Raw genomic sequence first — 21,521 nt, forward strand, 5'->3', positions numbered from 1 at the left:
GTTGCGTCGGGTCAGACCGAGGCCGCGCCGCCACCGGCTCGCGTGCCGCCCCGCGCTTGGCAACGCCGTCAGCAGGTCGCGTGCCGCCGAGCGCGAGGCCGCCCCGTGCATGGCCGCGCCGTCAGCTGGTCGCGTGCCGCCCCGTGCGTGCCAGCACCTGCACCTGACGGGACGCATCTGTGCCCACCTCGACCGGTGGGCCGAAGATTCCCGGCATGTAGGCGTGCTCACCGAAGCCGTCCACAGCGTCGTCGATCGCAGCGAGCTCCTCGTCGCTGAGGTCGACCCGGAGGCCCTGGGAGGTGCCGATGTCCCAGCGGTGCACCAGTAGGTCGAAGCAGTAGAAGCGGGCCCAGGTATCCCCGATGGTGGTGGGGCCGAAGAAGCCGTCGAAGCGCTCGTCGGCGATCGATTCGTCGGCCAGCAGCGCATCGACAGCAGCGGCGTGGGCGAACCACCTCTGGGACGGTTCCTGGTCCACGGCGGAGCCGCTGCTGTCGGCGGGTGCGCCGTCGGGCAGGGGATGGCCGTGATCCCGCAGGAAGTCGCGCTCGCCTCGATGTTTCATCGGGCTGGTGGGCGGGGGCGTTCGGCGTCGTTGCCGGTGTTCAGCTGCTGATTCTGGCATGTGGGTGTGACAGATCGTCGCAGTGTCCGTTGCGGGCGGTCGGGTTCCACTCCCGAGAGGAGGATTCTGCTGGTCGGTGGGGCGGGTGGAGCCGCCTGGTCAGGTCTGTGCGACGGCGGTGCGGAGCCGGTTCATGCCGGTTAGGACGGTTCGGGCTTCGGGGGCGTGTTCGGCGAGATGGAGGACCTTGTGCCGGCAGCGGCGCACGAGAGTCGCGGGGATCTCGAACAAGCGTGCGCGGAGCCGTTTGGGTTCCCACTTCCTCGCGTCATGGCCGGTCAGAGCTATGGTCTGCATCCAGGCGACGAGCTCGGAGGCGAGCTGGATGATCTGGCACCAGATCTGGTTCTGCGCGAAGCCCTGCAGCGGGAACTTCATCAAGCCCAGGTCCTTGGCGTTGCGGATCCGGTCTTCGCATCGTGCGCGGCGGCGGTGACGCAGCTCGAGCACGGGTAGCTGGCCGCGCGGGGTGTTGGTGGCGAACGCGGTGATGCGCATTCCTTCGTGATCGGTGATCCGTAGTTGCGCTCCGGGGTGGGGGCGTTCCTTCCGCACGATCACCCGCTGAGTATTCGTAGTCGTGGGAGCCACCGAATCTTGCTCTTGGGGACCGCCGATCGTGCCGACGGGGGCCAGTAGCCGCCGCGGTGGGGACCACTGGCTCCCGCCGGCATCGGGTCACTGGGGCAGTGCGGTGTGTTCTCGCATGTTCCTGTCGCCGGTGTCGATCCAGATTGTGTTGTGCACGATGCGGTCCATGATCGCATCGGCGTGGACTGCTCCACCGAGCCGGGCGTGCCAGTCCTTCTTCGGGTACTGGGTGCAGAACACGGTCGAGCCGGTGTCATAGCGGCGCTCGAGCAGTTCCAGCAGCATCGAACGCATTCCCTCGTCAGGATGGTCCAGCAGCCACTCGTCGATCACCAGCAGCGAGAACGTGGAGTACTTCCGCAGGAACTTCGTCTGGCCCTGCGGCTTGTCCTTTGCCAGGGCCCAGGCCTCTTCGAGGTCGGGCATTCGGATGTAGTGGGCTCGGAGCCGGTGCTGGCAGGCCTGCTTCGCCAGCGCGCAGCCGAGGTAGGACTTCCCTGAGCCGGTGAAGCCCTGGAAGACCACGTTCTGTTGCCGCTGGATGAAGGAGCAGGTTGCCAGTTGCGCGATCACGTTCCGGTTCAGTCCCCGTTCCTCGACCAGATCCAGCCGCCGCAGGTCCGCTCCGGGATAACGCAGCCCCGCCCGGCGGATCAGACCCTCGACCTTTCCATGATTGAAGATGGAATGCGCCTCGTCCACGATCAGCTGGAGCCGTTCCTGGAACGACATCCCCAGCACGTGAGCCTCATCCTGGGCATCGATCGCGTCCAGCAGCGCGGTCGCGCCCATCTCGCGCAGCTTCCGCTTCGTGTCGTTATCGATCACGCTCACCGGACACCTCCGGCGTAGTAGTCGGCGCCACGGACGTATCCGCCGTCTTCCGCGGGTTCCTCGCGGGGTGGACGCAGGGCGGCGACCTTGTCCTGCCCGGTGGCCAAGATCGGGTGCAGATGCGCATAGCGCGGTGAACGGACCCGTCCCGTCAGCGCGAGTGCGCAGGCCGCCTCGACCCGATCTACGGAGAAGCGGCGAGAGAGCCGTAGCACCGCCAACGCGGGATCCAGGCCCTGTTCCACGATCGGCACGGACTCGAAGATCCGCTGGATCACGATCACCGTGGCCGGCCCGACCCGATCTGCCCACGCCCGCACCCTCTGCGCGTCCCAGGCCTGGAAACGCTCGCCCGCAGGTAGGTCCGCGTCGTTGGTGCGGTACTCATTGCTCGCGGTCTCCGGGAGCAGCAGGTGACTGGTCAGTCGCTGGCTGCCCTGATAGATCTCCAGCGTCCGGGCCGTGATGCGCAGATCGACCTTCGCGCCGATGTGCGCGAACGGCGCGGAGTAGAAGTTCCGCGCGAACGTGACGTGCCCGTTCCTGCCCACTCGTCGTCCGTAGTGCCATGTCGAGATCTCGTAGGGCACCGCCGGCAGCGGCGTCAGCAGCGGCCGCTCCTCCGCGTCGAACACGCTGGCGCGGGATCCGGGCCGCTTCTGGAACGGCTCCGCGTTATAGGCCTCCATCCGCTGCCCGATGGCGGCTGCAAGTTCGGGCAGGGACGTGAATCGCTGATCCCGCAGCCCGGCGATGACCCAGGTCGCGACGTGCGCGACGGTGTTCTCCACGCTCGCCTTGTCTTTCGGTTTCCGCACCCTCCCCGGGAGCACCGCCGCCGAGTAATGCGCTGCCATCTCGCGATACGCATCGTTCAGGACGATCTCGCCCTCGCGGGGGTGCTTCACCACACCGGTCTTGAGGTTGTCCGGAACGATCCTCGGGACCGTCCCGCCCAGCGCCTCGAACATCGCTACGTGCGCTCGCAGCCAGGACTCCTGGCGCATATCCAGCGCCGGGAAGCAGAACGCGTAACGAGAAAAAGGCAGGCAGGCAACGAACAAGAACACCTTCGAGACCTCGCCGGTGACCGGATCGGCCAGCTCCATCGTGGGGCCGGACCAGTCGACCTCCACGCTCTGGCCGGCCTTGTGACCGACTCTCGAAGCGGCACCGGTGACCATGACGTGGTGCTGGTAGGTGCGGCAAAACCGGTCATACCCCATCGCCGGATCCCCAGCCGCCGTGGTCGCGTCGAAGTACTCGCCGTGCAACAGCTTCAGCGTCACGCCGACCCTGGCCATCTCTCGATGGACCTGTTCCCAGTCCGGCTGTGCGAACACGCTCTCGTGCTCGCCCCGGCCCGGGAACAACCGGGCATACACCTGCTCATCGGCGACGTCCGCGATATCGCCCCACCCGATCCCTGCAGCGTCAGCGGCCTCGAACACCGCCCTCACGGACTTGCGGGACATGCCCTGCGAGGACGAAATCGCTCGCCCCGACAGACCTTCTGCGCGCAGCTGGAGCACCAGCTTCGCCCTGATCTTCCGTACCATTCCAGATTGCTCCTTCCGCCGCGTGCCCTATACACACGGCGGAAGGAGCGTAGACAGAGCGGCCCCAACGACACCACTGGTGGTCCCGAACGACGCCACCGCTACGGCAGCGACGTGGCACCCGAACCCTCGATCAGCGGACCCCAGCGAGGCGAATATTCACCGCATCCCGGCAGGCCACCCGGACAGGTCCAGCAGTCCGGTCAGCTCCGCCACCCACGCCCCCTCGCGGATCCCGTCGGTATCGGTGTCATAGGCCGGAGTCCACGCCTGCGCCTCATCGATATGTTCCAGCAGGTCAGGAGTGTGCGCGGGGAGAGTGAACCCGACGGAGTAGGCCAGCCGCCGCCTGGTCATCCACTGGAGAAATTCCTTGGTGCCGCCGGCTCCGTCGGTGCGGATCAGAATCTTCTTCGACCCCCGCCTGCTCCGGGCCAGCAGGGCTGGTGGGAGCTGCGCGAGCGCGGCCTTGGTGACGGTGATGTGATCAGCCGCGGTGTTCGAGCCGGCGTTGCCGGGGCGGAGATGGATCGCCAGTGGTTCCCCAGTCCCTTCGCTGCCGTGGTCGAGGAACGCGCACAGCGGGTGATAGCCGAAGCCGCGTTTGAACGTCGGTGCGGCCTGCTCCTTCTCGCTGTGGACGTTGATCAGGGTGGCGTCGAGGTCGATGACCAGCGGGCTCTTCGCACTGGCCCCCGCGGCGGGGGAGTGCTCCCCGGCCAAGGCCCAGGCCCGTTCCCGCGCGGCGCGACGGGCATTCGAGATCGCCTCGATCACGGCGGGCGCGTCCTCAGCCAGCGTGGTGAGCATGCGGGAGATCGTGGGGGCCGAGGCGACGTCACCGAACAGGTCCGGTTCGCACCGCAGCAGATCAGCATCCGAAGCGTGCTCGCCGCCGATCGCGAGAGTGAGTGCGAGATCCAGCAGGACCTTCGAGCCGTGATGCTCTGCCAGCGGTTTCGTCCACGAATCCAGCGCCTCACGCAGCGAAGCAGCGAGGCCAGTGGCGTGAATCGTGTCGGTCAGCAGCACAGCGCCCGCATGCGCGAGGGCCGGAACCTCGGCGATGTCCACGCGCGGACGGGGGTAGAAGAACAAGGTAGGGTGGGACACCTGAAAGGTGCTCCTTCCAGCGGATGGGTACGGGTCTCAACACCTCGTATCATCCCAGGCCAGGAGCACCTTTCGCCATTCATTCCGCCGGTCGAGACCACACCCCCGTGAAATCTCGAGGCTCGGTGTCGATCACATGGGCGAGCACGTCGCGGGCGGCCCATCCCTCGCAGGGGCTGGGCGCGTCCCAGTCACGCACCTGGGTGATCACGGCCGTGAACGGCTTCTCGTGCTCGCGCCAGGTCTGCTGGATCGAGGTCGGTGGTGCCTGTCCCATGGTGTCCTCCGTGGTTGTGCGGTGACCGGAGCGCAGGTGCCCCGGGGCGTTGCCGCGACTGTAGGCGGGGCCGACGGCGGAGGTCTTGAACTTTTCCGACGGCACCGTCTCGGGGCGGCCTCTATCGTGTGCCCATGGCCAGGCCCGAGGACGACGTGGAGCGGGCGCACCTGCGCGATCCCGCCGATCGCACCTTCGCCATCGCCCGGTACGCGCCCGCGCCGCAGCTCACGCCGTGGATCCGCCGATACTGGGTGCCGGTGTGGGAGGTGCCGGAGGGCGATGCGGCCGTGCAGAAGGTGCTGCAGTACCCGATCTGCCTGGCCATCACCACCCCGGCCTACTCCCGCTTCGCCGGGCCCACGCGCGGCCTGTCCGTGACGGAGCTGCGGGGCCGAGGCTGGGGTTTCGGAGTGATGTTCGCGCCGGCCGCCGGGGCGCGACTGCTCGACGGGCCGGTCTCCGCCCTTACCGACAGCTGGTGCGGTCTCGACGATGTGGAAGCGCTGCGGGGACTGACCGCCGAGATCACGGCGCTGATGGCAGCGGACCCGTCGGACCCGGAGATCCACGCACGCTGCCAGGAGCAGCTGGAGTCCAGGGTGGCGTCCCTGGGTGCGCCCGATGAGGAGTCCCTGCTGGTGAACGCCCTGGTGGAGACGGTGGAGAGCGATCCTGCCGTGGTCTCCGTGGGGCAGCTGTGCGAGAGGTTCGGCATCGGGCAGCGCGCGCTGCAGCGGCTCACCGCACGTCGCCTGGGCCTCAGCCCTGCCTGGCTGATTCGGCGCCGGCGCCTGCACGAGGCGGCCGGCCGCCTGCGTGAGAGGGAAGGGCGCCTGGCCGATGTCGCAGCGGAGCTGGGGTACGCCGACCAGGCCCATTTCTCCCGCGACTTCCGCACCACCACCGGGATGACCCCGGCGCAGTTCGCCGGTCGATTCCGGGATGTGTGAGGCCGGCTCGCCCGGTGGCGACAGCACCGGCCGCTGCGTGGACAGTGCGACGTCGGCGCACCAGTTCGATCGCCGCGCCGATGCTCAGCGCCAGACCGGCACCGATGGCCACGCCCGCCGGCACGTTAGGGAGCGGCGGGCCGGGCGCGGTACGGGGTTGGCCCTGGGATGCACCGGGGGATGTCCGGGGCTCTCAAGCGGGGGATCAGGCCCGGATGGGCAGCACCCGGTCGATGCCGTCGCGATTGAACCCGGGCACATCAGGACGGGAATCGCTGCCTTCGACAGCGGTGCTGCTGCGGTCCGCGCCGTCCGTGCTGCTGCGGTCCGCCACCTCTGCGCTTGGGCGGTCACCTCCGGATCCGCCTGCCGCTCCACCGCCGACGCGCTCCACGTTGGAGGCCAGGGGGATCTGGTGGGAGGCGCTCTCCAGGATGTGCATCAGGTACCCGGCGGTGTTGGGCAGGGCGATCACATCGCCCACGGCCACACCCTGCGGGAAGGCGAGGCGCCGACGCAGGATCAGCTCGGCCTCGATGCAGTAGGCGCCCACCAGGAACCCTTCGAACGGGTCCGAGCGCTTCCGGCTGCCGTCCTCACCGGTGCGCACCAGGATCGGGTCCACCAGGAAGTCGTCGGAGGTGGAGCGGCACTGGGTGCGGTTCATCTCCAGCCCCACCAGGGGCACGCCGTCGCTGGCACTGGTGCGCTGGATGACCCTCGCCAGTGTCATGCCGCAGCCGTCCATCATAGAGCGGCCCGGCTCGCAGCGCAGCTGCACCCCGCGCTCCCGCAGGGCCTGCCCGGCAGCGGTGCCCGGGCGGATCTCGTGGCCCAGGAGCTGCTCCAGCCAGGGCCCGCGGATCACCTGCTGGTGGTAGGGGTACACCTGCCGCAGCGGCTCCCCGCGCCAGGTCAGCGGGGCGGCTGGGGCGTCCCCGCCGGCGTCGGGGGCAGCCGCGGGTTGGCCATCGTCGGCCGCGCGATCACCCCCGCCGGGGCCCGACGCCGAGGCCTGCCGGTCGTGGGCGTGCCAGAAGGTGTCCCACTGCTCAGCATCGTCCAGGTAGCTCATCGGGATGCCGCCGCCGATGTCCACGAACGCGCCGTCCTGGGCCAGGCCGCGCTCGCGCAGCGCGTCGATCAACTCCAGCGCCTCCCCGAGGGCGGTGGCGCGCGCGATCGGGTCATAGCCGTGCAGGTGGAAGTGCACACCGTCCACCTTCAGCAGGTCACCCAGGCCACCGGAGTCGATCAGCTCGAGCCAGGTGCGGGCCGACTCCCCGAAGCGGGTGGGCGGGATCAGGTCGCTGGGCCTGGGCGCGAGGCGCAGCGCCACGGGGAACGGCTCGGGGGCATCGGAGGCCCAGTCCGCGGGTCGACCTGGTTCCGCGCTCGGGGCGCCGGTGACCTGCTCGGCGACCCTCCGGGAGGCGGCCACCTCGTCGAGGTTGTCGAGCACCAGCAGTGAGCGGGACTTCAGGGCCAGGCGCAGCACCGGATCGGGCTTGATGGCCGCGGTGACCACCACGTCATGCGGTGGCACACCGGCCTCGACCACCTGGGCCAGCTCGCGCTCGCTGCCCACGTCGACCCCCAGCCCGGCGCGATGCGCGGCCCGCACCATGCCGAGGGTCTTGTTGGCCTTGCGGGCCACGAAGATCCGCAGGTCCACCCCGGAGGCCTCGGCCACCTCCGTGAGCTCTGCGGCGTTGCGCGGCAGCGCGGAGAAGTCGTGCACGTTCAGCGGGCTCCCGTAGCGCTCCAGCAGCGAGCTGCAGGTCGCAGGGTCCGCCAGCAGCTCCTGCATCCACGGCTCCAGACGGGCCGACAGCGGCGGGGTTCCCTGGCATGCCTCGCGCAGGGTGGGTTCCTCGGTCACGGCAGGTCCTCTCACTCGGGGGCGACAGCGGGGGCGGGGGCGGCAGGAGCAGATCCTTCTGCCGGTATGGCAGGAGCAGATCCTTCTGCCGGTATGGCAGGAGCAGATCCGTCCGCCGGTACGGCTGGGGAGGCCGCTACGGCTGGGGAGGCCGCTACGGCGGGAGCGGCGTCGTCAGCGCCCGTGATGCGCTCCGCGATCCGCCGGGCCCAGCATCGGCCCTCGTGGTGCAGGTGGCGGTTTAGCGAGTCGTGGCCGATGACATGGTCCTCTGTGGGCCGCCCGATCAGCGCGAGCCCGGCCACGGTCTGACCGTCGGCGGCGACCAGTGGCGCGTCATCGCGGCCGACGGGGGAGCCGGCCTCGTCGATCATCGCCCCCCGCCTGCCGGGCCGCACCTGAACCAGGCCGCGGCGCAGCAGCGACCCCGCCAGCTCGTCGGTGAGGTTCAGCAGACCGGGCGGGGTGAGCACCGCGTCGATCACCACGTCGACATCGCCGCCCGACGGTGCGTCGTCGTGCCGGCCAGTGGCAGTGGCGTCGTCGTGCCGGCCAGTGGCAGTGGCGTCATCGTGCCGGGTGGTGGCAGTGGCGTCGGAGCTGTCGGCCACCGGCGCCTCATGGATGCCAGCGCCGTCGATGCCAGCCTCACCGTCCATCCAGGACAGGTCCACCGCGCCGGAGTCGATCATCGCCAGCAGCTTGCGGGCGTTGACCAGCGGAGGGCCGAAGGCGAAGCGCTCCAGCGCCTGGGCGGCCTGCCGGAAGCGCGCCCACTCCTCCTCGGGGGCGTCGCTGCCGCGCAGGCCGGCGGAGATCTGGGAGTAGAGGGTCTGCCACACGCGGCCCAGCGCCCAGGCCGGACCGGGCGAGCGGTGGCCCTGGGCCGTCTCGATGCTGCGACGCAGCGCCGCCTCGGCGCGCCCCGGGCCGCGGGGCAGATCGGGTTCCGCACCGGTGCTTAGCGTGTGCGCGACGGCCGCGCGAGAGTCGACGACGGTGTCGCGCGTATCCCGTCCCGAGGTGCTGGCGTGCTGCTTGGGCGCGGATGTTCCCTCGAGCATGGCGGTGGCGGCATCGACCACGATCGCCAGCACCGCGTCCGGGCCCATGCCCTGGTCGGAGGTGAATCGGGCGCGGGCCTGCTCGACGGCGCGCTCGCCGGCCGCGGTCAGAGTTGTTCCAGGGTCCGGCTTCGCGTCCAGCAGCAGGCCCTGCCGGGTGATCGGCCGGATCACGGTCGGCTCGTGCGGCCCGCGGGAGTGCACCAGGCGTGAAGGGGCATCCGCCTCGGTGCCGCCGGTCGCGTCGACGTCGGTGCTCTCGGTGAAGGTGCCGCCGCGGCCCTCGGTGAGGGTCAGGCAGGCGTCGATGAAGGTCAGCGCCCCGCCGCGCACCGCGACCCGGGAACCGGGCGGGACCTGCTCGGCGCTGAGCATCCACTCAGCGGGCAGCACCGCCGGGACCAGGGGGAGGGGGGAACTCCAGTGGTGCACCAGGGCGCCACGGTGGCCAGCGGCGTGACCGGTGACGATCAGCACCTCGTCCACCGGACCGACGTCCGCGGGAACAGTGTCGGTGGTCAGATGCCAAGCGCTGCCCTCGCGCCGCAGGTCCGTCACCCGGGCCCGGGCTTGCTCCACGCGGGCATGGCGGGAGAGACCGTGGATCATCTGCTGCCAGCGCTGGGCGAGGTACTCGCCGACCACCGCGCGCGGCGGGTACGGCTCGTCGGCCAGCGGCGGGTACGGGTCCTGCACCCAGCTAGGGTACGCGGGGAAGTCGCCGGTGGCGGGCTCATCCAGGATCGCCGCGGTCACGTTCAGCCGCAGGTGGTGCGGCTGGCCGGGGTGGTAGGCGGTGCCGGTGCCCGGCACGGCGACAGGATCTATCACCGTCACGGTCAGGCCGGATGCTGCGGACGATTCGGAGCGCGCAGCTCCCGCGTCGTCGCCGGTGGCCGTGGCGGAGCCCGCAGCATCCAGCAGCGCGGTCAGCTCCTCCAGCGCGTACAGCGCCTTCGGGCCGGCACCGACGACGGCGATCCGCAGCGGCGCACCAGCGGCCGGGCGAAGCGGTGTCTCAGCGGCTGCCAGGGGCAGTGCGGTGCGGTCGTTGCGAATCGGGCGGGCAGCACCGTCGCTGCGGGCCGGATGGGCCGTGCCGGTCGGATGGGCGGTGCCGGTCGGGACGTAGGGCTGCTCAGTCACGGCGGGCGGTCCTGCGCAGCTGCTCGATCCCCTCCGCGATCGCGTCCGTGTCGGCGTCGAGGTTCTCCCGCACCCACTGGTCGTCGTACACGGTCTCCAGGTAGGGCACACCGCCGTCGTGCACCACGAACACCACGCGGGTGCCGGGCTCGAGGCTGGGGATCAGCCCGCCCAGCGCGTGCACGATGCCGCCGGTGGAGCCCCCGGCCAGGATGCCCTCGCTGCGGGCCAGGTGCCGGGCGCCCACCACGCAGTCCAGGCCCTCCACGCGGATCACCTGATCGGGTTCGACCTGGCGGGACAGCTCGGTGACCACGCCCGCACCCATGCCGGGCAGGGGGCGGGGCGCGGCGGTGCCACCGAACAGCACCGAGCCCACCGCGTCGACCGCGATCGCGCGGGTGGTCATGTCGTGGTCGCGGATGTACGCGGAGCAGCCGCCGATGGTTCCGGTCGTGGACACCGCCGCCATCAGCACGTCCACCTGGTGCCCGGTGGCCTCGGCGATCTCCCGCATGGTGCCGTCGTAGTGGGCACGGGGATTGGCGGGATTGCCGTACTGGTACAGGTTCACCGCATCGGGGATCTCCTCCAGCAGCTCCTTGACCCGGTTGAAGCGGGCGGTGAGCAGGTCGCCGGTAGCTGGATCGGGCTCGGAGACCAGGTCGATCTCTCCGCCGAGCGCCTGGATGGTGCGCACGGTGGTGGCGTTGGTGCGGGCGTCGACCACGCACACGAACCGCACGTCGTGGGCGTTGCAGGCACGGGCGAGGGCCACGCCCAGGTTCCCGGAGGAGGACTCCACCACGGTGCCGCCGGGGGCCAGTCGCCCGGTCTGCAGGGCGTCGCGCACCATGCCCATCGCCGGCCGGTCCTTGGTGGAGCCGCCCGGGTTCACCGACTCCAGCTTCGCCAGGATCTCCACCCCGGAGTCGGGGAACAGGGAGTCCAGACGGATCAGGGGAGTGTTCCCGATGGCCTCGCTGATCCCGGCCACGATCGCGGGCACGGGGGCCGCGAACCCCGCCGCGGAGACGCCCGGGCCCTCCGGGGCGTTGTCGAGGCCGACGGGGATGTCGGGTCCGCTGGTGGCCGCCTCGGTGGGGGCGGCGGGCGGCCGGTCATCCTCGGGCGTGCTGCTGGTGTGCTCCCGCTGCGGGGAGCCGGAGGTGTGGGTCACCTGGCCACGCTACGACATGCAGGCCCCATGAACGGACGGCCTGCTGTGACCGAATGGTCGAGTGAAGAGGCGTGTTCGGGGCGCACCCAGGGACGGGGTGGGTTCAGGGGCGATGGGTCCCCAGGGGGAAGCGACGCTGCGTGAGGTCCGACGGGACCGGTCGGTCGGGTGCCTGGGTGTCCGTCGCAGGTGCGGAGCCTACGGTCGACGCATCTCCGGGTGCGGCGCCCGCCGTGGCCGCACCTGCTCATCCAGGTGTGGCCCAATGGCCCGCACCCCGTTCGACCACCCGCTCGACCCGATGGAGGAACCGTGAGCACCGACCAGGACTTCACTCAGCAGGACGTCGTCGAGAAGCTGCGCGGCACCAGCATCGTCATGCTGACCACCGCCCGCGCCGACGGCAAGCTGCTGTCCCACCCCATGACCGTCCAGGACGTCACCGACGATGCCGATGTGTGGCTGTTCGTGGGCCTGCAGGGCGATCAGGCCGACGCCCTGCGCCAGGGCCCCGAGGTGAACCTCAACGTCTCCGAGGCCGGATCCTGGCTGTCCGTGGCCGGCAAGGCCCAGTTCGTCGAGGACCGCGCCAAGATCGCCGAGCTGTGGGACGACTCCGCCAAGAGCTACTTCCCCGGCGGCGTGGACGATCCGAACCTGGCCCTGGTGCTGGTCACCAGTGAGTCCGCACAGTACTGGGGCCTGCCCGGTGGCAAGGTCGCAGGTGTGGCCCAGATCCTCAAGGCCAAGGTCACCGGCGGCGACACCCCCGGCGGGACGGGAACCACGGAGCTGTGATGCTCGGGTAACCGCACCCCTGCGACGGGGGCACAGAGGCCAGGGCATCTGCGACGTGTTGCAGGCGCCCTGGCCTTCGTGCTGTCCAGTCACACGAAGGACGATTCCGCTCCACGATCGCGAGGTCCTGGAACGGAATCGTTCTTTGCTGGTGCTGTGCGGCTCGTGCGCGGTCAGGAGCCCCGGTGAACTCCGGAGCCCCCATGTCACACTATGAACGGCCATTAGCGATTCTTTGGGACCTGTGGTGCACTGAGGCAGTCCGCGGCACGCCGCCCGGACTGCCCCCTTACTTCCAGGAGCCCCTCCCATGTCCTCCCTCACGCGTCGCTCAGCACTCGCGCTCGGTCTCGGCACCCCGGCCCTGATGGCGCTGGCCGGCTGCGGTTCCGGCACCGGCGGCGAGAGCGCTGCGGCCGGTGAACCGCAGCAGGGTGGCACCCTGACCTACCTGGAGCCGCAGACCTGGAGCACGCTGTACCCGCCGGCGGCCGGTTTCTACCCCAACGGCGGCGTGGTCAACAACATCACCGACCGCCTGCTGTACCAGGACCCCGAGACCCTCGAGCTGCACCCGTGGATCGCCACGGCCCTGCCGGAGGTCAACGAGGACGCCACCGAGTACACCTTCACGCTGCGTGAGGGCGTCACCTACTCCGATGGCACCCCCCTCGACGCCGAGAACGTGGTGAAGAACTTCGACCTGTACGGCGCGGGCGACCCCGATCGGGCCCTGACCGTCTCCGAGGCGATCAACAACTACGACCGCGGCGAGGTGGTGGACCCCACCACGGTCCGCTTCCACTTCTCCGCACCCTCGCCCGGGTTCGCCCAGGCTGTCTCCACCATCAACTCCGGCCTGCTCTCCAACGCCACCCTGGACCGCACCGGCGAGGAGTTCGGCCCTGGCAACGCCACCGACATCATCGGCTCCGGCCCCTTCGTGATCGACACGGAGGAGATCGGCACCCGCCTCACCCTCACGGTGCGCGAGGACTACGCCTGGCCACCGGCCACCGCCCAGCGCGAGGGCCGGGCCCTGCTGGACGGCATCGACTACGTGGTCGCCGCCGAGGACAGCGTGCGGGTGGGCACCGTCACCTCCGGGCAGGCCCACATCGCCCGACAGATCGAGGCGCCCGACGAGCCCCAGTTCGCGGCCGACGGGCTGAGCCTGCACGCCGCCTCCACCAACGGCGTCAACAACGGCCTGAGCTTCCGCTTCCGCGACCCGGCCCTCGATGACCTGCGCACCCGCCAGGCGCTGATCGCCGCGATCGACCGCCAGGCCATCGTGGACACCCTGTTCACGAGCAACTATCCCCTGGCCACCGGGGCGCTCGCCGCCACCGCCCTGGGTTATGTGGACACCTCGGAGCGCTACGCCTACGACCCCGAGAAGGCGGCCTCGCTGCTGGAGGAGGCGGGTTGGAGCGCCGGGGCCGACGGCACCCGCACCAAGGACGGCAAGCCGCTGACCCTCACGTTCAACGAGGCACTCCCGCAGCCCCGCTCCCGGGAGGTGGTCACCCTGATCCAGGAGCAGCTCACCGAGCTCGGCATCGACGTGCAGCTGCTGCCCGGCGACCAGGCCGCACAGGACGCCGCCCGGGGCGAGCCCGGCACCGTGCAGGTGTACCACTCGATGGTGGGCCGCTCGGACTACGACGTGCTGAAGTCCCAGTACTCCTCAGACAACCGCAACACCCTGCTCAACGGGTACCCCGACGGCAGTGTCGGCGACCCGGAGCTGGACGAGCTGCTGGCCCGGATCGCCTCCGTGCCGGAGGCCGAGGGGCGGGCCGAGGCCTCCGCCGCGGCCCAGCGGCACCTGGCCGAGCAGGCGCTGATCCTGCCGCTGTTCGAAGAGCCGCAGGTGTACGGGCTCACCGCGGCCGTCCAGGGCTTCGCCACCGAGTCCGTGGGTCGACCCCGCTTCTACGACACCTGGCTCACCGACTGACCCGGGCCACGCCCTGACCCGGACCACGCCCTGACCTACCTCACGACCTGCGAGATCACACCATGACCTACCTCCTGCGCCGCACCGGCGGCGCCCTGCTGGTGCTGGCCCTGGCCTTCACCGCGGCGTACGTGCTGCTCGCCGCCCTGCCCGGGGACGCTGTCCTGGCGCGCTACGGCAACCCCGACCTGGGGCTCACCCCGGATCAGCTCGCCGAGATCCGCGCCTCCTACGGGGCCGACCGGCCCGCGATCATCCAGTTCCTCGACACTGCCGCCTCCTTCCTGCGGGGAGACCTGGGCTACTCCGTCCAGAGCGGCGCGGCGGTCTCGGCGCTGCTGGCCGAGGCGCTGCCCTCCACCCTCACCCTGGCGGCGCTCGGCCTGCTGGTCGCGGTGGTGCTCGCCGTGGCGATCGCCGCGCTGGCCACCCACCCCGGCCTGCAGTCCCACCGGGTCACCCGGGCATTGCGCAGCACCCTGCGCGGACTGCCGCCGCTGATGGTGTCCCTACCGGTGTTCTGGATCGGCATCGTGCTGATCCAGGTGTTCTCCTTCCAGCTGGGACTGGTGCCGCTGCTCAACGCGAGCCCCGCCCAGGCGCTGATCCTGCCGGTGGCGACCCTGGCGGTGCCCATCGCCGCCCCGCTGGCCCAGGTGCTGATCCGCTCGATCGACGAGGTCATGGCCCAGCCCTTCGTGGCCGTCGCCCGGGCCCGCGGCGCCTCCTCGACCTGGCTGCTGTGGCACACCGTGGCCCGCAACGCCGTGCTGCCCACCCTGACCATGGCCGGACTGCTGTTCGGGGAGCTCGTCGGCGGAGCGGTGGTCACCGAGGCCGTGTTCGGCCGGATGGGCATCGGCCAGCTCACCGCCCAGGCCGTCGCCGCCCGGGACACCCCGGTGCTGCTGGCGGTGGTGGTGATCTCCACCGTCGTCTTCGTCCTGATCAACCTCGTCGTGGACCTGCTGTACCCGGTCCTGGACGCCCGGCTGCGGCGCACAGGCGCAGCCGCCCCGACCCGCAGAGTGCAGGTGACCGCCTGATGAGCGCCTCGACCCTCCGCACGGTGGACCCGGTGTCCCCGTCACACGAGCCGTCCCCGGCCTCGGGCGACGCATCGCTCGGTGCCACCGCGGCATCGGCGAGCACCGCAGCATCCGGTGGGACCGCAGCGCCCGACGGGGCCTCAGCAGCCGGCGGGGCCGTAGCATCCGCGACGCACGCCGGCCGACGCAGGACCCTGCGCCCCGGCGTGGTGCTGTCGGCCCTGGTGCTGCTGCTGGCCCTGGCCTGGGCCCTGCTGCCCCAGCTGTTCGCCGGCCACAGCCCCACCGCCACGGTGGGCCCCGCCCTGCAGGCACCGAGCCCCGCCCACTGGTTCGGCACCGACTCCACCGGGCGCGACCTGTACACACGCGTGGTCCACGGCGCCTCCCACTCGATCCTCGCGGCCACGGTCGCGGTCGCGGTGGGTCTGATCGCCGGCACCACCCTCGGGGTGATTGCCGGCAGCCTCGGCGGCCTGGTCGAGGACGCGATCATGCGCCTGGTGGACGTGCTGCTGGCGATCCCGGGCCTGCTGCTGTCGCTGTCGGTGGTGATCCTGCTGGGCTTCGGCACCACCAACGCCGCGATCGCCGTGGGCGTCACCTCCATCGCCACCTTCGCCCGGCTCTCCCGCTCGCGGGTGCTCGCCGTGCGCCGCAGCGAGTACGTGGAGGCGGCGTTCGGCTCCGGCGGCACGCTGCCGGCCATCCTGTGGCGCCACGTGCTGCCCAACTCCGCGGCGCCCGTGGTGGCACTGGCCGCCCTGCAGCTCGGTTCCGCGATCCTGCAGATCTCCACCCTCGGCTTCCTGGGCTACGGCGCTCCGCCGCCCACCCCGGAGTGGGGGCTGCTGATCGCCGAGGGCCGCGACTACGTGGCCACCGCCTGGTGGCTGACCCTGCTGCCGGGCCTGGTGGTGGCCGCGGTGGTGCTGGCCACCAACCGTCTCAGCACCGCGATCGGACAGGAGGACCAGGCATGAGCGCCCCGACCCCGAACCGCGCGGCCCTGGGCGGCACGGCGCAGGTCCCGGACGGCACGGCGCAGGTCCCCGACGGCACGGCCCCGGGCCCGCTGCTCGAAGTCAGCGGCCTGCAGGTGGGCTACCGCACCCGCCGCGGCCTGGTCGAGGCCGTGCGCGGGGTCGACCTCACCGTCGCCCCCGGCGCCATGACCGCCCTGGTCGGCGAGTCCGGCTCCGGCAAGACCACCGTCGCCCAGTCCGTGATCGGGCTGCTGGCCGACAACGGTCGCGTGGGCGCCGGCTCGATCACCCTGCGAGGGGCGGGCGGGGCCCCCGAGGAGCTCGTCGGCCTGCCCGCCCGGCGCTGGCGCGAGCTGCGCGGCACCCGGATCGGCCTGATCCCGCAGGACCCCTCCAGTTCCCTGGACCCGGTGCGGACCATCGGGGCCAGCATCGGCGACCCCCTGCGGATCCACGGCTGGCGGGACCGCGACCGCATCCACACCCGCGTGCTCGACCTGCTGGAGCGCGTGGGCTTCGACGACCCCGCTGCCCGGGCCCGCCAGTACCCCCACGAGCTCTCCGGCGGGATGCGGCAACGGGCCCTGATCGCCGCGGCACTCGCCCTGGAACCGGACCTGCTGATCGCCGACGAGCCCACCAGCGCCCTGGACGTCACCGTCCAGGCCACCGTGCTGGACCTGATCGACGAACTGCGGGAGTCCACCGGTGCGGGCGTCCTGCTGATCACCCACGACCTGGCGGTGGCGGCGGACCGTGCCGACGCGCTGGTGGTGATGCGCCACGGGGCCGTCGAGGAGTCCGGCCCGGCCCGCCAGGTGCTGGCCGCCCCCGAGGCCGAGTACACCCGCGCCCTGCTGGCCGACGCCCCCTCCCTGCGGCAGGTCGTCCAGCGACGCCCCCCGGCCCCGGACCCGCAGGCTGCGCCGCTGCTACAGGTGCGGGACCTGCGTCAGGAGTTCGCCTCCCGGGGCAGCCGGGTGCCGTTCCTCGCAGTCGATGGGGTCTCCTTCGACGTCGCCGCCGGCACCACCCACGCCCTGGTGGGGGAGTCCGGGTCCGGCAAGACCACCGTCGGCCGCGCCATCTCCGGGTTCCGCCGCCCCACCGCGGGCAGCATCCAGGTGGCCGGAACCGAGGTCACCGCCCTCAGCGCGGGGCGGCCGCTGCGGGAGTTCCGACGCAGCGTGCAGCTGGTCCACCAGAATCCCTTCGGGTCGCTGGACCCCCGCCAGAGCATCGCCGGGATCCTCGAGGAGCCGCTGCGCAACTACCGGCTTGGCACTCGCTCGACGCGGCAGGCTGCGGCGAGGGAGCATCTGGACCTCGTCGGCCTGCCGCAGGACGTCGCCGAGCGCCGACCCCGTGAGCTGTCCGGGGGGCAGCGGCAGCGGGTGGCGATCGCCCGCGCCCTGATCCTGCAGCCGCAGCTGGTGGTGCTGGACGAGGCCGTCTCCGCCCTGGACGTCACCGTGCAGGCACAGATCCTGCGGCTGTTGGCCCGCCTGCAGGAGGACCTGGGCCTGACCTACCTGTTCATCTCCCACGACCTTGCGGTGGTGCGGCAGGTGGCCGACACCGTTTCGGTGATGCGGCGCGGTCAGCAGGTCGAGCAGGGCCCGGTGGCCCGGGTGCTCGAGGACCCCCACCACGAGTACACCCAGCAGCTGCTGGCCGCCATCCCCGGAGGCAAGGGCGATCCGGCCACCGCTGGCACCCCGAGAGGCGGGCGCCCTCCGGTCACCGCAGGTAGCCCCGTCACGACCGGCCGCTCCGTACCTCTTCGCCCGGAAGGATCACGCGCATGACCACAGACTTCGACGTCATCGACCACCTCGCCGGGGAGCACGAGAACGGGGACGGGCACATCGCCCGCCTGCGCTCCCTGCGCCCCCAGGCGCGCGAGAACGCCCAGCGCAGCTACGAGGCGCTGCTGGAACCTCAGGACGAGCGCAGTGTCCCGATCCGCGAGCGGTACGCGGTGGCCGCCCACGTGGCCCGCCTGCACGGCCCGGGCCCTGCCGCGGACCTGTACCTCGAGAACCTCCACGACGAGGATCCCGAGCTCGCCGCACGGATCGCTGCCGGTGAGCGGACCGGGCAGGAGCGATTGGATGCCGCACTCGCCCACGCCGAGCTGCTGGTGCTGCGCCCCCGCGACGCGGAGCCCGCCCACCTGCGCGCCCTCGAGGCGGCCGGCTGGGATGCCGACGGGATCATCACCCTCTCCCAGCTGGTCTCCTTCGTGACCTTCCAGCTGCGCATCGCCCACGGGCTGCGCGTGCTGGCCGCCACCCCTGCCACCGAGACGACGGAGGAGCTGCGATGACCCGCCCGGAGACCTTCACCCAGGAGAGCCTCGGCTGGGTGCCGTGGCTCGAACCGGTGGCCCGCGAGGACCTCACCGCCGAGCAGCACGAGGCGCTGCAGGACGACTTCCGTCGGGCCTCGCCGTACTTCCGCCTGTTGGCCCGTGACCCGCAGGCCCTGCGCGCCCGCACCCTCACGGACCTGGACATCTTCTTCAACACCGAGGGCGGCGCCGGCCGCGCCGAACGGGAGCTGGCGGCCACCGCCACCTCCCGCACCAACGGCTGCATCTACTGCGCCTCGGTGCACTCGGCCGCGGCGACCCGCGAGTCCGGCCGGCGCGAGGACGTGCAGCGCCTGCTCGATGAGGGGGTCGGCGCCGAGCTCGGCTCACCGGCCTGGGACGCGATCGCCCACGCCGCCGACGCCCTCGCCCGTATTCCGCTGGACTTCGGCCCGGCTGACGTCCAGCGATTGCGGGAGGCCGGGCTGAGTGACGCGGAGATCGTCGACGTGATCAACAGCGCCGCCTTCTTCAACTGGGCCAACCGCCTCATGCTCACCCTGGGCGAACCCGAGGTGCCCACCCGGCGGAGCAAGCGGTCATGAGCGTGCCCGGACTGCTGGACCACGTGGTGATCGCCGGCCCCGACCTCGCCGAGGTGGTGGACTGGTTCGAGGACCTCACCGGCGTGCGGGCCGCACCGGGCGGAGCCCATCCCACCGGCACCGGGAACGCCCTGGTGGGGCTGACCCTCGACGGCAGGCCTGGTCCGCAGTACCTCGAGCTGATCGGCCCGGACCCGGCACGGGGCACCGCTCCAGCCGCCTCGGCAGCGACCAGCTCGGGGGCGACCGCCTCGCTGGCATCGCAGCCGGCCGGATCCCTGCCGACCGCGTTCGGCATCGACCGCCTGGAGCGGCCCACCCTGGTGACCTACGCGGTCCACCCCGCCGACCTCGACGGGACCGTCGCGCGGGCACGGGCCGAGGGGTATGACCCCGGTGACGTGCGGGACCTCTCCCGCCGCACCCCCGACGGCACCCTGCTGCAGTGGCGGCTCACCCGGGCGGATGATCAGGAGCGCTTCGACCTGCCGTTCCTCATCGACTGGGGGAGCACCCCGCATCCCGGGCTGGGCGATCTGCCGCGGCTGGAGTTGCTGGACCTCTACCGCCTCGAGGTGGACCCCGAGCCCCTGCACCTGCTCACCGATGCCCTGGGCCTCGGCGACGGCGTGGCCCGGATCGATGAGGGCACGCAGTCGCGGTTCCTGCTGCGGCTGCGCACGCCCGACGGGCGGGTCGTCGAGCTGTGAGGTGGGGCGGGTCGCTCAGACCCGCCCGACCAGGAGCCGCTCGGCCCCGGTCGCGATCCGGGCGTCCAGTAGGTGCGGGAGCACCGCGAGGCCAGCGAGCTGTTCGCCGACCCCCGCGAGGAGTACACCAAGACGCTGCTGGCCGCGATCGCGCCGGCGGAGCCGCGGGCGGGAACGAGGGTGTGAGTGCGCTTCCATCGTTGCTCTGGCGCGCCCCGGGGCGGGACGTGTACAGTCGTGTCCAGCCCCTCCCGCTGGGATCGGGGAAGTAAAGGCCAGGACACCTGCGGTTTTCGTAGGGCCTGGCCTTCGCGCTTCCTAGAGGTCGATGCATACCTCTGTCAGTAGAGGTGCGAGTTCGGCTGGCACAGGATGGCAGTTCGCTCGCGCATCCCCGACAGCTCCGAGCATCAGGTCCGGAGCCCATAGGAGCGGCTCCGAGGCTCCTGGCGCGCCGCCGTCTCGCACCTGATCAGGACACTGCAGGTGAGCGAGCGGATGGCGTGCCGTCTGGCCGGGCTGAGCAGGTCCGCGTACCGTCGCCCGCTCAAGGGCGACACGGTCGCCGACCCTGATCGCGCGTTGCGAGACTGGCTGCGCGCGTGGGCGAAGAAGCATCCCCGCTACGGGTACCGGCGGGCGTATCACGACGCCCGGGGTCAGGGCTGGGCGGTCAACCACAAGAAGATCCAACGCCTCTGGCGAGCCGAAGGCCTCCGCGTCCCGCAGCGGCGACGCCGCAAGCGTGTCGGATCCTCGACCGTCGACGCCCCGGCGGCAGTCGCACCGAACCTCGTATGGGCGGTGGACTTCCAGTTCGACGCCGACGAGCGGGGCTGCCCGATCAAGATCTGCTCCATCGTCGACGAGCACACCCGCCAATGCATCGGCGGGCTCGTGGAGCGGTCGATCACCGCCGACCGGCTCACCGCCCACCTCGAAGAGCTAGTCGCCGTCCGCGGTGCACCGGGTGTGCTCCGCAGCGACAACGGGCCCGAGTTCATCAGCGACGCGATGGCCGACTGGGCGGGTACCCGCACCGGCCTGTTCTACATTCCGCCCGGCTCGCCCTGGCACAACGGATACGTCGAATCGTTCAACAGCCGCCTCAGCGACGAGTGCCTCAACATCAACAGCTTCTACTCACTGCTGCACGCCCAGGTCGTGATCGGCGACTGGAAGACCGAGTACAACCATCAGCGTCGGCACTCATCGCTCGGCTACCTACCCCCGGCCGAGTACGCTCGGCAGTGCACCCATCAAATCGAAACCGACGACTCACAGAGCGACCGGACCGAATGAAGGGGGCGGCCCAGGTGACCACCTTGATGTCGCGGGCGCGGATGTTCTCAGCGTTGGTGGGCACGCTCCATGGTGTCACCAGCGGGCGGAGACCCTGCCGGGTCTCAGTAGGAACGCTCCGTGCAGCTCGAGAGTCCCGCAATGACGGGAGGGGGCGGGTTGCTCCCGCCCCTCCCGTCATCTCATCGTCGGTGTCGTCCGCCGCGACCCCGTTGCTCCCGGCTCCGAGTCTGCTCGACCTCACGCAGCCGCAGTACGGCTGCGCAGAGGTTCAGCAGCGCCGTCGCCAGTGCCGCCACCGCCACCAGCGCCTCTGTGATCTCCCGACTCACCCCCTCCCCTCCAGCGGGCGCGCCACCCTATGGGCCGACCCCGACCCGCGGCGCGCTCGGGCATGCCGCAGCGGCCTGTCCGCGGCGCCGCGGGCTAGCCCGGACCGCCGCGGCCGGCACTAGCCGATAGCTGGTCTTTCCGGCTAGCGCCCGTTGGGGCCGGGACCTTAATAGCTCAAAAGCGGCTGCCCGGGCCGCGGGCGTGATTTCGGGGGTTCCTGCTAATGGCGGCGCC

General features: G+C 71.3%; 16 protein-coding genes and 3 pseudogenes. 10 read left to right on the top strand and 9 right to left on the bottom strand.

What is annotated here, in order from left to right:
• Positions 1-121: 121 nt before the first annotated feature.
• The 6 genes and pseudogenes from JOD52_RS01060 to JOD52_RS17840 all read right to left on the bottom strand — a co-directional run bounded on the left by JOD52_RS01060 (position 122) and on the right by JOD52_RS17840 (position 5,002).
• Positions 122-568, bottom strand: coding sequence for a DinB family protein (locus JOD52_RS01060; RefSeq protein WP_204408524.1), 447 nt, complete (start codon positions 566-568; stop codon positions 122-124).
• A gap of 159 nt (positions 569-727) precedes the next feature.
• Positions 728-1,192, bottom strand: a pseudogene (locus tag JOD52_RS01065) (transposase); the annotation flags it as partial.
• Positions 1,193-1,306: 114 nt separating this feature from the next.
• A complete protein-coding gene (locus JOD52_RS01070; protein ID WP_338124028.1) occupies positions 1,307-2,053 on the bottom strand; it encodes an ATP-binding protein in 747 nt (248 codons plus the stop codon).
• Positions 2,050-3,612 carry an IS21 family transposase gene (istA, locus tag JOD52_RS01075; RefSeq protein ID WP_204408388.1) on the bottom strand — a complete coding sequence of 521 codons (1,563 nt, stop codon included), beginning with the start codon at positions 3,610-3,612 and terminating at the stop codon, positions 2,050-2,052. The genes JOD52_RS01070 and istA overlap by 4 nt, the downstream gene beginning before the upstream one ends.
• 162 nt (positions 3,613-3,774) lie before the next feature.
• A pseudogene (locus tag JOD52_RS01080) lies at positions 3,775-4,725 on the bottom strand (IS1380 family transposase); the annotation flags it as partial.
• A gap of 79 nt (positions 4,726-4,804) precedes the next feature.
• The gene (locus JOD52_RS17840; protein WP_376983522.1) at positions 4,805-5,002 is read right to left on the bottom strand and encodes a maleylpyruvate isomerase N-terminal domain-containing protein; all 198 of its coding nucleotides are present in this window, start codon (positions 5,000-5,002) and stop codon (positions 4,805-4,807) included.
• Between the two features lie 134 nt (positions 5,003-5,136).
• Between JOD52_RS17840 and JOD52_RS01090 the strand changes: the two genes are divergently transcribed.
• On the top strand, positions 5,137-5,955 hold the full coding sequence (locus JOD52_RS01090; protein ID WP_239551677.1) for a helix-turn-helix domain-containing protein: 819 nt from the start codon (positions 5,137-5,139) through the stop codon (positions 5,953-5,955).
• A 205-nt stretch (positions 5,956-6,160) separates the two neighbouring features.
• On the opposite strand, the gene JOD52_RS01095 is transcribed toward JOD52_RS01090, so the two are convergent.
• Genes JOD52_RS01095 through sbnA form a run of 3 tightly spaced genes read right to left on the bottom strand, consistent with a single transcriptional unit; the run spans position 6,161 to position 11,227 of the window.
• Positions 6,161-7,837, bottom strand: coding sequence for a type III PLP-dependent enzyme domain-containing protein (locus tag JOD52_RS01095; RefSeq protein ID WP_204408525.1), 1,677 nt, complete (start codon positions 7,835-7,837; stop codon positions 6,161-6,163).
• A gap of 11 nt (positions 7,838-7,848) precedes the next feature.
• Positions 7,849-10,047 carry an FAD/NAD(P)-binding protein gene (locus JOD52_RS01100; RefSeq protein WP_204408526.1) on the bottom strand — a complete coding sequence of 733 codons (2,199 nt, stop codon included), beginning with the start codon at positions 10,045-10,047 and terminating at the stop codon, positions 7,849-7,851.
• On the bottom strand, positions 10,040-11,227 hold the full coding sequence (gene sbnA / locus JOD52_RS01105) for a 2,3-diaminopropionate biosynthesis protein SbnA (protein ID WP_338124034.1): 1,188 nt from the start codon (positions 11,225-11,227) through the stop codon (positions 10,040-10,042). The genes JOD52_RS01100 and sbnA overlap by 8 nt, the downstream gene beginning before the upstream one ends.
• A 312-nt stretch (positions 11,228-11,539) precedes the next feature.
• Between sbnA and JOD52_RS01110 the strand changes: the two genes are divergently transcribed.
• The 9 genes and pseudogenes from JOD52_RS01110 to JOD52_RS01150 all read left to right on the top strand — a co-directional run.
• Positions 11,540-12,025, top strand: a complete 486-nt coding sequence (locus JOD52_RS01110; RefSeq protein ID WP_204408527.1) for a pyridoxamine 5'-phosphate oxidase family protein — start codon at positions 11,540-11,542, stop codon at positions 12,023-12,025.
• Between the two features lie 310 nt (positions 12,026-12,335).
• Entirely contained in the window at positions 12,336-13,988 is a 1,653-nt protein-coding gene (locus JOD52_RS01115) for a TIGR04028 family ABC transporter substrate-binding protein (protein WP_204408528.1), read from the top strand.
• 62 nt (positions 13,989-14,050) lie between these two features.
• A complete protein-coding gene (locus JOD52_RS01120; RefSeq protein ID WP_204408529.1) occupies positions 14,051-15,034 on the top strand; it encodes an ABC transporter permease in 984 nt (327 codons plus the stop codon).
• Positions 15,034-16,020, top strand: coding sequence for an ABC transporter permease (locus JOD52_RS01125; RefSeq protein WP_239551678.1), 987 nt, complete (start codon positions 15,034-15,036; stop codon positions 16,018-16,020). Before JOD52_RS01120 ends, JOD52_RS01125 begins: the two co-directional genes overlap by 1 nt.
• Positions 16,017-17,831: a dipeptide ABC transporter ATP-binding protein gene (locus tag JOD52_RS01130; RefSeq protein WP_204408530.1), complete on the top strand. Its 1,815-nt coding sequence runs from the start codon at positions 16,017-16,019 to the stop codon at positions 17,829-17,831. The genes JOD52_RS01125 and JOD52_RS01130 overlap by 4 nt, the downstream gene beginning before the upstream one ends.
• Positions 17,828-18,352 (top strand): CMD domain protein, encoded by a 525-nt coding sequence (locus tag JOD52_RS01135; protein ID WP_204408531.1) that lies wholly within the window; start codon positions 17,828-17,830, stop codon positions 18,350-18,352. The genes JOD52_RS01130 and JOD52_RS01135 overlap by 4 nt, the downstream gene beginning before the upstream one ends.
• Positions 18,349-18,942: an alkylhydroperoxidase domain protein gene (locus JOD52_RS01140; RefSeq protein ID WP_204408532.1), complete on the top strand. Its 594-nt coding sequence runs from the start codon at positions 18,349-18,351 to the stop codon at positions 18,940-18,942. Before JOD52_RS01135 ends, JOD52_RS01140 begins: the two co-directional genes overlap by 4 nt.
• Entirely contained in the window at positions 18,939-19,652 is a 714-nt protein-coding gene (locus JOD52_RS01145) for a VOC family protein (RefSeq protein WP_204408533.1), read from the top strand. The genes JOD52_RS01140 and JOD52_RS01145 overlap by 4 nt, the downstream gene beginning before the upstream one ends.
• Before the next feature lie 441 nt (positions 19,653-20,093).
• A pseudogene (locus JOD52_RS01150) lies at positions 20,094-20,954 on the top strand (IS3-like element ISPfr10 family transposase); the annotation flags it as partial.
• Positions 20,955-21,521 lie beyond the last annotated feature (567 nt).

Source organism: Brachybacterium muris (genome assembly GCF_016907455.1).
GTDB lineage: Bacteria > Actinomycetota > Actinomycetes > Actinomycetales > Dermabacteraceae > Brachybacterium > Brachybacterium muris.

Excerpts from the sequence above, each read along its gene's own strand:
- JOD52_RS01140 (WP_204408532.1), top strand. The coding sequence starts at position 18,349 with ATGACCCGCCCGGAGACCTTCACCCAGGAGAGCCTCGGCTGGGTGCCG.
- JOD52_RS17840 (WP_376983522.1), bottom strand. The coding sequence starts at position 5,002 with ATGGGACAGGCACCACCGACCTCGATCCAGCAGACCTGGCGCGAGCAC.
- JOD52_RS01145 (WP_204408533.1), top strand. The coding sequence starts at position 18,939 with ATGAGCGTGCCCGGACTGCTGGACCACGTGGTGATCGCCGGCCCCGAC.
- istA (WP_204408388.1), bottom strand. The coding sequence starts at position 3,612 with ATGGTACGGAAGATCAGGGCGAAGCTGGTGCTCCAGCTGCGCGCAGAA.
- JOD52_RS01120 (WP_204408529.1), top strand. The coding sequence starts at position 14,051 with ATGACCTACCTCCTGCGCCGCACCGGCGGCGCCCTGCTGGTGCTGGCC.
- JOD52_RS01135 (WP_204408531.1), top strand. The coding sequence starts at position 17,828 with ATGACCACAGACTTCGACGTCATCGACCACCTCGCCGGGGAGCACGAG.
- JOD52_RS01060 (WP_204408524.1), bottom strand. The coding sequence starts at position 568 with ATGAAACATCGAGGCGAGCGCGACTTCCTGCGGGATCACGGCCATCCC.
- JOD52_RS01115 (WP_204408528.1), top strand. The coding sequence starts at position 12,336 with ATGTCCTCCCTCACGCGTCGCTCAGCACTCGCGCTCGGTCTCGGCACC.
- JOD52_RS01090 (WP_239551677.1), top strand. The coding sequence starts at position 5,137 with ATGGCCAGGCCCGAGGACGACGTGGAGCGGGCGCACCTGCGCGATCCC.
- JOD52_RS01130 (WP_204408530.1), top strand. The coding sequence starts at position 16,017 with ATGAGCGCCCCGACCCCGAACCGCGCGGCCCTGGGCGGCACGGCGCAG.
- JOD52_RS01125 (WP_239551678.1), top strand. The coding sequence starts at position 15,034 with ATGAGCGCCTCGACCCTCCGCACGGTGGACCCGGTGTCCCCGTCACAC.